The sequence below is a fragment of the Pseudarthrobacter sp. NCCP-2145 genome (assembly GCF_023708005.1).
Lineage (GTDB): Bacteria > Actinomycetota > Actinomycetes > Actinomycetales > Micrococcaceae > Arthrobacter > Arthrobacter oxydans.
In genome coordinates this window covers 170180-182576 of the sequence record NZ_BRCG01000006.1, presented here as the reverse complement: position 1 = coordinate 182576, position 12397 = coordinate 170180, and the positions used below count along the sequence as shown (strand labels likewise).

General features: G+C 66.9%; 10 protein-coding genes. 3 read left to right on the top strand and 7 right to left on the bottom strand.

Annotated features, from left to right (window positions below):
• Window positions 1–19 precede the first annotated feature (19 nt).
• Window positions 20–2158 (top strand): amylo-alpha-1,6-glucosidase, encoded by a 2139-nt coding sequence (locus tag NFU08_RS07400; RefSeq protein WP_174179973.1) that lies wholly within the window; start codon window positions 20–22, stop codon window positions 2156–2158.
• A 39-nt stretch (window positions 2159–2197) separates the two neighbouring features.
• Here NFU08_RS07400 and NFU08_RS07395 read toward each other — a convergent pair whose 3' ends face one another.
• From NFU08_RS07395 to NFU08_RS07375, 5 genes are read right to left on the bottom strand one after another with little or no spacing between them, the layout of a single operon-like run.
• The gene (locus tag NFU08_RS07395; protein WP_251421886.1) at window positions 2198–2728 is read right to left on the bottom strand and encodes a GNAT family N-acetyltransferase; all 531 of its coding nucleotides are present in this window, start codon (window positions 2726–2728) and stop codon (window positions 2198–2200) included.
• 34 nt (window positions 2729–2762) lie between these two features.
• Entirely contained in the window at window positions 2763–3758 is a 996-nt protein-coding gene (locus tag NFU08_RS07390) for a sugar phosphate isomerase/epimerase (RefSeq protein WP_251421883.1), read from the bottom strand.
• A 1-nt stretch (window position 3759) separates the two neighbouring features.
• Window positions 3760–4968, bottom strand: a complete 1209-nt coding sequence (locus NFU08_RS07385; RefSeq protein ID WP_251421880.1) for a Gfo/Idh/MocA family protein — start codon at window positions 4966–4968, stop codon at window positions 3760–3762.
• Window positions 4965–6095 (bottom strand): Gfo/Idh/MocA family protein, encoded by a 1131-nt coding sequence (locus tag NFU08_RS07380; RefSeq protein WP_251421878.1) that lies wholly within the window; start codon window positions 6093–6095, stop codon window positions 4965–4967. Before NFU08_RS07380 ends, NFU08_RS07385 begins: the two co-directional genes overlap by 4 nt.
• The gene (locus NFU08_RS07375; protein WP_251421875.1) at window positions 6092–6844 is read right to left on the bottom strand and encodes a sugar phosphate isomerase/epimerase; all 753 of its coding nucleotides are present in this window, start codon (window positions 6842–6844) and stop codon (window positions 6092–6094) included. Before NFU08_RS07375 ends, NFU08_RS07380 begins: the two co-directional genes overlap by 4 nt.
• Before the next feature lie 133 nt (window positions 6845–6977).
• Between NFU08_RS07375 and NFU08_RS07370 the strand changes: the two genes are divergently transcribed.
• Entirely contained in the window at window positions 6978–8195 is a 1218-nt protein-coding gene (locus NFU08_RS07370; protein WP_251421873.1) for an ROK family transcriptional regulator, read from the top strand.
• Between the two features lie 7 nt (window positions 8196–8202).
• On the opposite strand, the gene NFU08_RS07365 is transcribed toward NFU08_RS07370, so the two are convergent.
• On the bottom strand, window positions 8203–9162 hold the full coding sequence (locus NFU08_RS07365) for a D-2-hydroxyacid dehydrogenase family protein (RefSeq protein WP_251421871.1): 960 nt from the start codon (window positions 9160–9162) through the stop codon (window positions 8203–8205).
• A 143-nt stretch (window positions 9163–9305) separates the two neighbouring features.
• On the opposite strand from NFU08_RS07365, the gene NFU08_RS07360 reads away from it, so the two are divergent.
• A complete protein-coding gene (locus tag NFU08_RS07360; protein WP_251421868.1) occupies window positions 9306–10499 on the top strand; it encodes a CynX/NimT family MFS transporter in 1194 nt (397 codons plus the stop codon).
• Between the two features lie 228 nt (window positions 10500–10727).
• Here NFU08_RS07360 and aceB read toward each other — a convergent pair whose 3' ends face one another.
• Window positions 10728–12380: a malate synthase A gene (gene aceB / locus NFU08_RS07355; protein WP_174179989.1), complete on the bottom strand. Its 1653-nt coding sequence runs from the start codon at window positions 12378–12380 to the stop codon at window positions 10728–10730.
• Window positions 12381–12397 lie beyond the last annotated feature (17 nt).

Sequence of the window (12397 nt, the reverse complement as noted above, 5' to 3'; positions counted from 1 at the left end):
TGAAGGAAGGAGTCCTGCCATGACCGCGTGGAACGAAGACACCGAGGCAGGTGCGGCCGAGTCCGGTTCCGTGACAGTGCTGGAGGGGTCCTCATTCTGCATCTCGTCCGGGACCGGGGACATCAGTGCCGACGGCGGCACGAACGGTGTTTTCTTCCAGGACACCCGCATCATTTCCCACTGGGTGCTGCGGGTCAACGGCGTGCTGCGGGAGCCGCTCTCGGCCCAGCGGCCAAAGCCTTTCGAGGCCACGTTCGTTGGCCGTGCGAAGTGGCCGGACGGCCGGTTCGACAGCCCCCTGGTGGTCCGGCAGGTCCGCCACATCGGGCCGGGCCTGCAGGATGACATCACGCTGGAGAACTACTCGGCGGAGCCCGTTGAATGTGACATTGAGCTTCTTGTGGCCGCTGACCAGGCTGATCTCTTCGACGTCAAGGGCGGACGGATTCCCGGTACCCACGAAACCACCCGGTCTGTCCGGGACGGCCAGCTGGTCATCGAAAGCGTCCGTGACGGGCAGCAGCGGGGAACGGCGGTGCGTGCCCGGGGAGCCGATGTCAGCCTGGATGGTCTTCGGTTCCGGGCAACGGTCCCTGCCCGCGGCAAATGGTCCACCAGCATCATTGTGGTACCCCTGATCAACGGCCAGGGGCCCGCCGAAGCCTTTACCGAGACCGGGCTTCCGCATCATCGGGAAGGCGTCCGGCGGCACCACCGGTGGGAGCAGAACGTTCCCGTGATTACCGTGGCGGACGCCAACCTGCAGGCTGTCCTCAACCGCAGCCAAAGTGACCTGGGTTCACTCCGGATTTTTGACCCCCATCACCCCGAACGGGCAGCCGTGGCGGCGGGTGCGCCATGGTTCATGGCTCTGTTCGGACGGGACTCCATCCTGTCCTCCTACATGAGCCTTATGGTTGATCCACAACTGGCTGCCGGAACGCTGCAGACACTGGCAGGCCTCCAGGGGACGAAAGTTGACAAGGACTCGGAGGAAGAGCCCGGGCGCATCCCGCATGAAGTGCGGCTTGGCGTCACCGCGGGCCTGGCAGTTGGCGGAACCGCCTATTACGGAACCGCCGACGCCACGCCGCTGTTCGCTGCCCTCGTTGGCGAACTCAGCAGGTGGGGGCTGTCGAAGGACGTCGTGGAACCTTTGCTGCCCCACGTGGACCGCGCACTGGAGTGGATCGAGCATTACGGTGACCGCGACGGAGACGGGTTTGTGGAGTACCTCCGTCCCAATGACCATGGACTCATCAACCAAGGGTGGAAGGACTCCTGGGACGGCATCAACTTCGCGGACGGAACCATGGCAGAGGCGCCCATCGCCCTCTGCGAAGTCCAGGCATACGTCTACAGCGCCTACGTGGGCCGGTCCCTGCTGGCCCGCTGGACCGGCGACCACGCCCTGGAACAGCACTGGGAGGGCCGCGCGGAGCAGTTGAAGGCTGCTTTCAACGAAAAGTTCTGGCTGCCGGACAAGGGCTATTTCGCTGTTGCGCTGGACAAGGACAAGCGGCCCGTGGATGCCTGTACGTCAAACATGGGGCACTGCCTGTGGATGGGCATCGTGGACGAGGACAAGGCGCCGTCCGTCGTGGAGCACCTGATGTCGCCCCAGATGTTTACCGGCTGGGGTATCCGCACCCTGGCCTCCGACATGGGCGCGTACAACCCGGTCAGCTACCACAACGGTTCCGTCTGGCCCCACGATTCGGCCCTGGTTGCCACCGGGCTGATGCGCTACGGGTTCGTTGAGGAAGCCCGGCGGCTCGCCACCGGCATCATTGACGCCGCTGAGCACTTCGACGGCAGGCTGCCCGAACTTTTTTGCGGGTTTGACCGCGGCGAATTCCCCGGCCCCGTCCCCTATCCGACGGCATGCTCACCTCAGGCGTGGGCTGCTGCGGCACCGATACAGCTGATCCGCGCCCTGCTCCGGTTCGACCCCGTGTTCACGCGCGGAGTGGTCCACCTGGCGCCGATCCTGCCCGAGGATATGGGCGACTTCCAGGCCGCGAACGTCCTGCTGGACACCTCCCGGGTCACCATCAGGGCCCACGGTACCGGCGGCAGCATCGACGGCCTGCCGCCGGGCCTCAAGCTCATCGCCGAACCGCGCCCGCACTTGGCCTACCCGCCCCGGAACGCCTGAGATCGGGCAGGCGGAGCCGTGGACCGGCCGGGCAGTCCTTCAGGGAACCTCCCGCTCAAGCACGAAGTCGTGTTCAACCGCGCTGCCCAGCCGGAACGACTTGGTACCCACTTTCCGGAACCCGGACTTCTCATAAAACCGGATGGCCCGGGCGTTCTGGCTGTTGACTCCCAGCCAGACGCCCCGGCCGCCGGCTTCCGCCGCTGCCCGGAGGCTGGCGTGCATCAGCTCGGAGGCCGCCCCGAGCCCGTGGTGTTCAGGGTGGACGTAGCATTTGCTCAGCTCCACCGACGGCATGATTCCCAGTGCCGAAACGACGTCCGGGTCCTCGGCCGGCCGGTTCACCAGCAGGCTGTAGCCGCGCAGCCCGCTGCCGTCGATCACCAGGATGGTGGTGTCCGGATCGGCCAGGTAGTCCTGGAAGTGCCGTTCGCTGAGCGTGTTCGCAAGGTGCGCTGCGATGTCATCAGGTGACGCCGACGGCGGGCACGCCAGCGGAAAGGTGACGGCCGCCAGCGCAGCCAGCGCGCCGGCGTCGTCCGCTGTTGCCTTTCGGATGGAAGAGGTCATGCAGGGATTTTACGTCCCTGCCGACTCTTCGCGGTTACTGCTTGAAGGCGGCGTCGAAGGAGGTGTTCGACGCCGGGAAGTCGAACTTTTTGAGGGCGGCGAGGGCTTCGGGGGCGCCATGGAGGCGGTCCATGCCGGCGTCTTCCCACTCGACCGAGATGGGGCCGTCGTAGCCGATCGCGGACAGCGCGCGGAAGGACGCTTCCCAGGGGACGTCGCCGCGTCCGGCGGAGACGAAGTCCCAGCCGCGGCGGGGATCGCCCCAGGGGAGGTGGGAGCCCATGACGGTGTTGCGGCCTGTCTGGCGGACCTTGGTGTCCTTGCAGTCCACGTGGTAGATCCGGTCCTTGAAGTCCCAGATGAAGGAGACCGGGTCGATGCCCTGCCACATCATGTGCGAGGGGTCCCAGTTCAGGCCGAACGCTTCCCGGTGCCCGATCGCTTCGAGGGTCCGGACGGTGGTCCAGTAGTCGTAGGCGATTTCGGAGGGGTGGACCTCGTGGGCGAACCGGACGCCGCATTCGTCGAAGACGTCCAGGATGGGGTTCCAGCGGTCGGCGAAGTCCTGGTAGCCGGCGTCGATGACCTTCTCCGGGACGGGCGGGAACATGGCGACGTACTGCCAGATGGAGGAGCCGGTGAAGCCGACGACGGTGTCCACGCCGAGTGCCTTGGCGAGCCGGGCGGTGTGCTGCATTTCCTCGGCGGCGCGCTGGCGGACGCCCTCGGGGTCGCCGTCACCCCAGACCTTCGGCCCCACGATGGCCTGGTGGCGGAAGTCGATGGGGTCATCGCAGACGGCCTGGCCCTTGAGGTGGTTGGAGATGGCCCAGACCTTGAGGTTGTACTTCTCCAGCAGGGCGAGCTTGGACTCGACGTAGCCGGGCTCGTCCCAGCGCCAGGCGTCCAGGTGGTCTCCGGAGACGGCGATTTCCAGGCCGTCGTAGCCCCAGCCCGAGGCGAGTCTGGCAACTTCCTCGAGCGGCAGGTCGGCCCACTGGCCGGTGAACAGGGTAAACGGGCGGGGCATGTCAGGCTCCTTCGGTGGTACCGGCTGTGCCGGCTGCCGGGGTTGCGGCGGGGGAGAGTTGGACCAAGGTGCTGTTGGAGGCGGCGGATTGCTCCACCGCGTCCAGGATGCGCTGGACTTCCAGTCCGTCCTCGAACGACGGCGATGGCGCGGTTCCGGAGCTGACGGCCAGCAGGAAGTCGCGCACCTCGTGCGTGAAGGTGTGCTCCCAGCCGATGATGTGGCCCTGCGGCCACCACGCATCCACGTAGGGGTGCTCCGGCTCGCTGACCAGGATCCTCCGGAAGCCCTGCTCCCGGGCGGGGGCGGTGGCGTCCAGGAACTGGAGTTCGTTGAGGTTTTCCAGGTCGAACCGGAGGGCTCCCTTGTCGCCGAAAACCTCGAGCTGGAGGGAGTTTTTCCGGCCGGTGGCCACCCGGGATGCCTCCACTGAGGCGATCGCTCCGGAGGCGAGGGACAGCGTAGCCCAGGCGGCGTCGTCGACCGTTACGTCCTCCAGCCCGCCTGCCTGACCGCCCGTGCCGGGGCGGCGGTTCACGAAAGTGTGCACACGGCCCGAGACTTCCGTGACCCGGTCATCGAGCAGGAACAGGACCTGGTCGATCGCGTGGGAGGCGATGTCGCCGAGCGCGCCGGAGCCCGCGGTTTCCTTCTTCAGCCGCCAGGACATCGGCGCCTGGTCATCCGCGAGCCAGTCCTGCAGGTAAGCGGCGCGGACGTGCCTGACTGTTCCGATCCTGCCCTCGACGATGAGCTCTTTGGCCAGGGCGAGGGCCGGGACCCTGCGGTAGTTGAACCCGACCATGGACTGCACGCCCTTGGACCGGGCATGTGCTGCGGCAGCCGTCATTGCTTCAGCCTCGGCCGTTGTGTTGGCCAGCGGCTTTTCCAGCAAAACGTGCTTGCCGGCATCCAGGGCGGCAATCGCGATTTCCGCGTGCATCCAGCCGGGTGCGCACACATCGATGATGTGGATGTCGTCCCGGTCCAGGACAGTCCGCCAGTCAGTGGCGGTTTCGGCCCACCCGTACTTGGCTGCGGCCTCCGCAACGGCTGCGGCATCCCGGCCCACCAGGACCTTCTGCTCGAAGGCGGGGACGTCGAAGTAGCTGGCGACGTTCCGCCACGCATTGGAGTGCGCCTTGCCCATAAAGGCGTAGCCGATCATGGCCACGCCCAGCGGCGCGGTGGTGCCTGCGTCCGGGCTCATGCGAAGCCTCCGAGGGTCAGGGCTTCCGGTGCCCAGTCTTCGGGCAGGGGTGCCGACGCCGGTGCGGAGCTTGACACGTCCACGAACGTTCCTGAAACCTCGGACTCCGAGATGGAGACCATCGCATCCAGCACGTGGTACGCCAGATCGCCTGTGGCCCGGTGCGGGACACCGGCGCGGATCGAACGCGCCATGTCCAGGACGCCCATGCCGCGGCCGTTCGCAGGCCCCGTGGCCGGGATTGTGGTCCAGTCCTCGTCGCCCGCGCGCCAGAGCCTGACGTCGCCGTCGAAGTTGTTGGGGTCCGGCAGGGAAAGGGTGGCCTCCGTCCCGGTGATCTCCACGAAGCCCATCCGCTGGCGGGGGGATTCGAAGGAGAAGACGCTGTGGGAGGATGCTCCGCTTTCGAACTGGGCCATCGCTGAGACGTGGGTGGGGACCTCCACCGTAAATTCCTCGCCGGCCTTGGGGCCGGAACCGATGACGCGGACGTCTTTGGCTTTGGACCCGACGGCGGCCACCTTGCGGATGGAGCCGAATGCCTGGACCAGGGTGGTGAGGTAGTAAGGGCCCATGTCGAACAGGGGGCCCGCCCCGTACTGGAAAAGGAACGCCGGGTTGGGGTGCCAGGACTCCGGTCCGGGCGTCTGGAACGTGGTCATGGCCGTCAGTGGGGTGCCGATGTCGCCGCGCTGGATCAGGCGCAGCGCGGTCTGGAGGCCTGCGCCGAGGAAGGTATCGGGGGCGCAGCCCAGGCGGAGGCCTGCGGAGTCGGCCGTCTTGAGGAGCCCCAGCCCTGAGTCGCGGTCGAGGGAAAAGGGCTTCTCGGTCCAGACGTGCTTGCCGGCGTTGACGGCTGCGGTGGCCACCTCGACGTGCGCTGCCGGGATGGTCAGGTTGACGATAATTTCGACGTCGGGATGGTGCAGTGCCTTTGCCACCCCGCCCCACTCGGCGATTCCGTATTCCTTGGCCCGGGCTTCGGCGGCCTCCTCGAAGAGGTCGGCAATGACGTGGACCTTCAGGTCAGGGAACGTGGTGAGGTTGTCCAGGTACTGCTTGCTGATGTTGCCCGCGCCGATGACGCCGACGCCAACCGGGCCCTTGGCCGTGGAGGGGGTGCTCATGCCTGGGCTCCTTCGGTGCTTGCGGCGGCCTTGAGGAAGGCAAGGCTCTCCGCGATGCCCTCGAAGATGTCCCCGGCATAGTCATCGAATTCCACCACGCCCACTTCCAGGGAAGTGGCCGCGGCGATGACGTCGAGGACGGGAACCCGTCCCCTGCCTGCAGGCTGCTGCGCCTTGGTGTCCGTAGTGAGGGGGCCGTCCTTGATGTGGATCAGCTTCACCCGGTCGCCGAGCCTGGTGAGGATGTCCACGGGGTCCTGCCCGCCGACAGCCACCCAGTAAGTGTCCACTTCAAGGACCAGTTCCGGATCGAGCAGGCCGGCGAAGTATTCCAGGGCGGTCCGGCCCTCAATGGTGGACTCCAGTTCCCATTGGTGGTTGTGGTAACCAACCCGGATGCCGTATTCGGCACCCTTCTTGGCGGCTTCATTCAATGCCGCTGCCGTGGCCTGGATGTCCTCAGCTGTCTGCCAGCGGTCGGCGGGGATGAACGGGTCGATCACCGTGGTGATGCCCAGGCTTTTGGCCGCCGCGAAGATCTGGTCTTGGTCCTGGCTGAGCAGCGGTGCGTGGCCGGACGGTGCCGTCAGTCCGTTCTCTTTCAGGGCGGCCCCCAGTTCCTTTGCGGTGGCCACGAAGTTGTAGGGCTCCACCTGGGTAAAGCCGATGTCCGCCACCCTGCGGATTGTCCCTGCCAGGTCCTCCTGGATGGCGTTGCGCAGGGTGTAGAGCTGAATTGAGTAGGACAAGGTGTCTCCTGGTTGCTTGGCCGTACCGGCAAGTGTGATGCAGGTCTACCTGCAAAGCTAGGAGTACTTTTGCCGAACGTCAAGCAAAAGCTGCTGCCGTGACATAAATAAGTGGATCTGCTATCCATGTCCTATGAACAAGACGACCGGTCGGCAGGTTTCCGCCGAGGCCCAGGCGTTGCCGGGGCGCGCCGGCGACATCTTCCAGCTGCTGCGGGATGGCAGGGCCCGCACCCGCGCTGAGCTGGCCGGCATTACAGGCCTGGCCAGGTCCACCGTGGCCGCCCGGATCGATGCCCTGATCTCTTCCGGACTTGTTGGCCCGGCAGGTGAGGCAACCTCCAGCGGCGGCAGGCCGCCGTCGCGCTTTGCCTTCAACCCGGCCGCCCGCGTGGTGCTGGCGGTGGACGTCGGAGCCACGCATGTGGCGCTGGCCGTCACGGACCTGGGCGGATCGGTGCTCGCTGAACGGCGGGTGGACCAGCAGGTGGCGGGCGGGCCGGAGAAGGTCCTGGGGCTGGTGGTCCGCGAGGCGGCGAAACTTCTGGCGTCGGCATCCCGCGGCGTGGCGGACCTGGCGGGTGTGGGGATCGGGCTGCCCGGACCCGTGGAGCATGACACCGGCCGCCCCGTCAAGCCGCCCATCATGCCCGGCTGGGACGGGTTCGATGTGGTCCGGTTTGTCCAGCGCTCGCTGCCGGTCCCCGTGCTGGTGGACAACGACGTCAACATCATGGCGCTGGGTGAGCGAACCGCCCACTGGCCGGACCAGGACAATTTCATCTTCGTGAAGGTGGCCACCGGCATCGGCGCGGGGATCATCAGCAGCGGCCAGCTGCAGCGCGGTGCCAACGGCACGGCCGGCGACCTTGGACATGTCCGCGTCCCCCGGGGGGACCACGTCCTGTGCCGGTGCGGCAACCATGGCTGCCTCGAAGCCCTCGCGTCAGGACCCGCCATTGCCACTGGCCTTCGCAGCGAGGGGCTGGAAGCGGCGACGGGGGCGGACGTGGTCAGCCTGGTGGCCCACGGGAACCAGCAGGCTGTCCAGGCACTGCGCCAGGCAGGCCGGGACGTGGGCGATGTGCTCGCCACTGTGGTGAACCTCCTGAACCCGTCGGTCATCGTCATCGGCGGGAGCATCGGGGAATCGGGCGAGCACCTGGTGGCCGGCGTCCGGGAGGTTGTCTACCGGCGCTCGCTGCCCCTTGCCACGTCGCAGCTCCGGATCGGGCTGTCCCATGCAGGGGACAAGGCCGCGATCCTCGGCGCCAGCCAGCTGGTGACCCAGCATGTCCTTTCCCCGGCGGTTATCGAGGCAACCCTCGCGGGGAACGCCATGGCGGGCTGAAGACCGGCTACGGCGTGATGGTCCGGACGGGGGCGCCGGCCAGCCAGGCGGTGACATCCTCGAATGCCCCGCCGTAGAACTGGCGGTAGCTTTCCCGCGTGACGTAGCCGAGGTGCGGCGAGAGCACCGTGTTGGGTGCGGTGAGGAGCGGATGCCCGGCCTGCAGCGGTTCCTGGTCGAACACGTCCAGGGCCGCCCCCCGGATCCAGCCCTCGCTGAGGGCCCTGAGCAGTGCGTCCTGGTTGACCAGCGGGCCCCGGGCGGTGTTGACCAGGATGCCTTCGGGTCCCAGCAGGCGCAGCTCCGGTTCACCCACGATGTTCTCCGAGCGTGCCGAGAGCCGGAGGTGGAGCGTGGCGACGTCGGACTGGCGGAACAGCTCCTCCTTGGACACCAGCCGCGCACCGGCCTCCTCCGCCGCCCCGGCCGTCAGGTTCTGGCTCCAGGCCAGCACCTCCATCCCGAAGGCCTGCCCGTAGGCCGCAATGCGGCGCCCGATCTTGCCAAGTCCCACAACACCAAGGGTTTTTCCTGCCAGCTCGAATCCCACCGAGGTCTGCCAGGTACCGGCGCGCAGGGAGTTCTCCTCGGCTGTCAGGTTCCTGGCGATGGCCAGCAGGAGTGCCCACGTCAGCTCGGGAGCGGCGGTGGGCGAACCCGGAGTTCCGCAGACGGTGATGCCCTGCTCGGCAGCCGCGGCAACATCAATGGAGGCATTCGCCATCCCGGTGGTTACCAGGAGTTGGAGGCCGGGAAGTTTCTCGAGCACTTCGCGCGGAAAGGCGGTCCGCTCGCGCATGGCAACCACAATGGTTGCATCCGCCAGCGCGGCCACCAGGGCCTCGGCCGAGGCGAAAGGTTCACGGTAGGTAACAACGCTGACCCCCTCCGCTTCCAGGGCTGCCCAGTCGGCAAAACCATGGGCTACATCCTGGTAGTCATCAAGGATGGCGAGGCGGTGCTGCATGGCGGTGTCCTTCGTCCCGGGTCTCTCTGGCGTGAAGTTCATCGTAAGGCAGCAGGTCCTGCGGGGACGCCTGGAACCGCTGAACCGCCGGGCGTGATAGCAATGGGAGTGATGAAACCACCCCCAGACCGGTCCCTGGCCCTGTGAGCGGCCGGATCCTCGCCCGGGTTCCCTCCAGTTGGATCCTGCTGGCCTGCATCGGCCTGCTGGCGCTTAATCTTCGGGGACCGTTCATAGCCGTTGCCCCGGTGGTGGACCTGATGCAGGCCGACCTGAAGTTCTCGCCGGTGATGCTGGGGCTGCTGACCAGCATCCCGATCCTCTGCTTTTCCCTGGCCGCACCCCTGGCATCATTGGCAGCCAGGAAGTTCGGCGCTGAGTTCGCAGTGACGCTGACCATCCTTGGAGTGCTGGCCGGCGTCCTGGTCCGTTCCTCGGGAGGGCCGGTCCTGGTGATGGCCGGCACGGTGGTGCTCGGCCTGGCCATTACAGTAGGCAATATCGCGGTGCCCCTGATTATCCGCCGCGACTTCGCGCCGGCCCGGCAGGGGACTGCGATGGGCGTCTACACGGCAGCCCTGAACATCGGCTCGTTCCTGACGTCGGTGGCCACGGCACCGCTGGCCGGCGTGGCGGGGTGGAGGTTCGCGCTGGGATCGGTGGCGGTCCTGGCGGTGGCAGCGGTGGCGTTCTGGATCCTGGCAGTGGGTGGGCGAAACGCATTCCTCGTCTCGCCCGAAAGTGCAGCGGACAGCAGCCTGGCGCCCGTCCGGGGCTCGCGGTGGATCACTGCCGGGCTGACGGCGGGCTTCGCCGGGCAGGCGTTTTCCTATTACGGGGTGACGGCCTGGCTGCCCAGTTACCTCAACGACGAGCTGGGAATGTCCGCAACCGAGGCCGGCGCAGCTTCCTCCATCTTCCAGATCCTCGCCATCGTGGGCGGTCTTGGAGTGCCGTTTGCCGCCAAATACATGAGCATGACGTCCTTGGCGGTCACCTTGGGTGTCCTGTGGATTACCGTGCCCGCCGGTCTGCTGCTGGCACCCGGATTCTGGTGGCTGTGGTCCATTGCCGGCGGCATCGCCCAGGGCGGCGGCATCACCGTCATCTTCATCGCCATCATCCGGCTGGCAAGGGACCAGGCGTCGGCAGGACGCATGTCCGCCGTGGTGCAGGGCGCCGGCTACGCAATCGGAGCTGCCGCCCCGCCGCTGTTGGGCTTCATCCACGACGCCTCCGGCTCCTGGACCCCGGCCCTGCTGGTGATCCTGGCGTCCGTGCTGACGTTCTTTGCCAGCACTGCCCTCTCCGTGCGGCAGGTGCCAAAGGGCCGCTGAGCCAGGCGCCGCCGTCGTACGTCCTTCCGCTCCAAGGGACGCTCTCTCACTTAATGCCGCTTAACGACGATCGCTCTCTCACTTTCCTGGGGAAAGTGAGAGAGCGATCGGGAATTTCCTGCATCAAGTGAGAGAGCGTCCGGGGGGTGTTCCGTCGCCGGGCCAGCCCTCCGGATTTCGGAGGGGCCTGTTGCGGAGGGCGTGCCGGCCCGGCGAACGGAATTCTGGTTATGCGGCGGCGAGTTCCTCGACCGTGGCCTTCTCGCGGGCCTCTGTCAGGTACCGCGCGTAGGCGGGCAGGGTGAGGAAGGACGGGAAGTCCCGGGCCATGGTGACCTCCTCGAAGATGTCGCGGGCGTCCTCGAAGCGGTCGCCGTCGAAGCGTTCCAGCCGCGCGAATTCCTCGTCCAGGAGTTCCTCGATCCAGTGGTGGGTGACGATTTCCCCGCGGTCCGTGATGGCGCTGGCGAACATCCACTGCCAGAGCTGCGAGCGGGAGATTTCCGCGGTGGCGGCGTCCTCCATGAGGTTGTGGATGGCCACCGCGCCGTTGCCGCGGAGCCAGGATTCGATGTAGCGGATGCCCACTTCGATGTTGTTCCGGATGCCCTGTTCGGTGATGGTGCCGGTGGTGGCGGCAACGTTGATGAGGGCCCGGTCGTCGGGGACCACGTCCTCGCGGGTGCGGTCCAGCTGGTTGGGCTTGCTGCCCAGGATGCTGTCGAACACCTCGCGGCAAACGGGCACCAGGTCAGGGTGGGCCACCCAGGAGCCGTCGAAGCCGTCGTTGGCCTCGCGGGTCTTGTCCGCACGGACCTTTTCGAGGGCGTTGGTGTTGGCGGCTTCGTCCTTGCGGTTGGGGACAGCTGCGGCCATGCCGCCGATGGCCATGGCGCCGCGCTTGTGGCAGGCACGGACCAGCTGTTCGGTGTAGGCCCGCATGAAGGGCTGGGTCATGGTCACCTGGCTGCGGTCCGGCAGGACGAAGCGCGGGCCGCGGGTGCGGAAGTTCTTGATGAGGGAGAAGATGTAGTCCCAGCGGCCGGCGTTGAGTCCGGCGGCGTGGTCCCGCAGTTCGTAGAGGATCTCCTCCATTTCGAAGGCCGCGGTGATGGTTTCGATCAGCACGGTGGCGCGGATGGTGCCCTGCGGAATGCCGAGCAGGTCCTGGGCCAGGATGAAGATGTCGTTCCACAGGCGGGCTTCGAGGTGGTTCTCGATTTTCGGCAGGTAGAAGTACGGGCCTTTGCCCTGGGCCAGGAGGCGGCGGGCGTTGTGGAAGAAGAACAGGCCGAAGTCCACGATGCCGCCGGCGATGGGTTCGCCGTCGATCAGCATGTGCTTCTCGGGCAGGTGCCAGCCGCGGGGGCGGACCACGATGGTGGGGAGGTCGCCGGCGGGGCGGAGCTTGTATTCCTTGCCCTCGGGGGAGGTGAAGTCGATGCGCCGCTCCAGGGCATCGGTGAGGTTCAGCTGGCCCTTGATGACATTCCGCCAGGTAGGGGTGGAGGAGTCCTCCATGTCCGCGAGCCACACCTTGGCCCCGGAATTCAGGGCGTTGATGGTCATCTTCTTGTCCACCGGACCGGTGATTTCCACGCGGCGGTCCTCCAGCCCCGGGGCCGGGGGAGCGACGCGCCAGGACGGGTCGTTGCGGATTTCCTCGGTCTCGCGGAGGAACCGCGGGTCCTGCCCGGCAGCGATCTCCGCCCGCCGCGTCCGGCGTGCCTGCAGCAGCTCCTGCCGCCGGGCCGCCGTCGTCCTGTGCAGCTTGGCAATGAAAGCCAAGGCATCCGGTGTCAGCACTTCGTCCTGCCGGCAAATCGGCTGGGCAGTCATGGTGATTCCATTGATCGTGAAACTGTCAGTGAAGCTGTTCATCTCGGTCTCCTGGTGCA

What these genes read in the sequence shown, in the direction of transcription:
- NFU08_RS07370 (WP_251421873.1), top strand. Translation starts at nt 6,978, where the DNA reads ATGAACAAGACGACCGGTCGGCAGGTTTCCGCCGAGGCCCAGGCGTTG.
- NFU08_RS07395 (WP_251421886.1), bottom strand. Translation starts at nt 2,728, where the DNA reads ATGACCTCTTCCATCCGAAAGGCAACAGCGGACGACGCCGGCGCGCTG.
- NFU08_RS07365 (WP_251421871.1), bottom strand. Translation starts at nt 9,162, where the DNA reads ATGCAGCACCGCCTCGCCATCCTTGATGACTACCAGGATGTAGCCCAT.
- NFU08_RS07400 (WP_174179973.1), top strand. Translation starts at nt 20, where the DNA reads ATGACCGCGTGGAACGAAGACACCGAGGCAGGTGCGGCCGAGTCCGGT.
- NFU08_RS07390 (WP_251421883.1), bottom strand. Translation starts at nt 3,758, where the DNA reads ATGCCCCGCCCGTTTACCCTGTTCACCGGCCAGTGGGCCGACCTGCCG.
- NFU08_RS07380 (WP_251421878.1), bottom strand. Translation starts at nt 6,095, where the DNA reads ATGAGCACCCCCTCCACGGCCAAGGGCCCGGTTGGCGTCGGCGTCATC.
- aceB (WP_174179989.1), bottom strand. Translation starts at nt 12,380, where the DNA reads ATGAACAGCTTCACTGACAGTTTCACGATCAATGGAATCACCATGACT.
- NFU08_RS07385 (WP_251421880.1), bottom strand. Translation starts at nt 4,968, where the DNA reads ATGAGCCCGGACGCAGGCACCACCGCGCCGCTGGGCGTGGCCATGATC.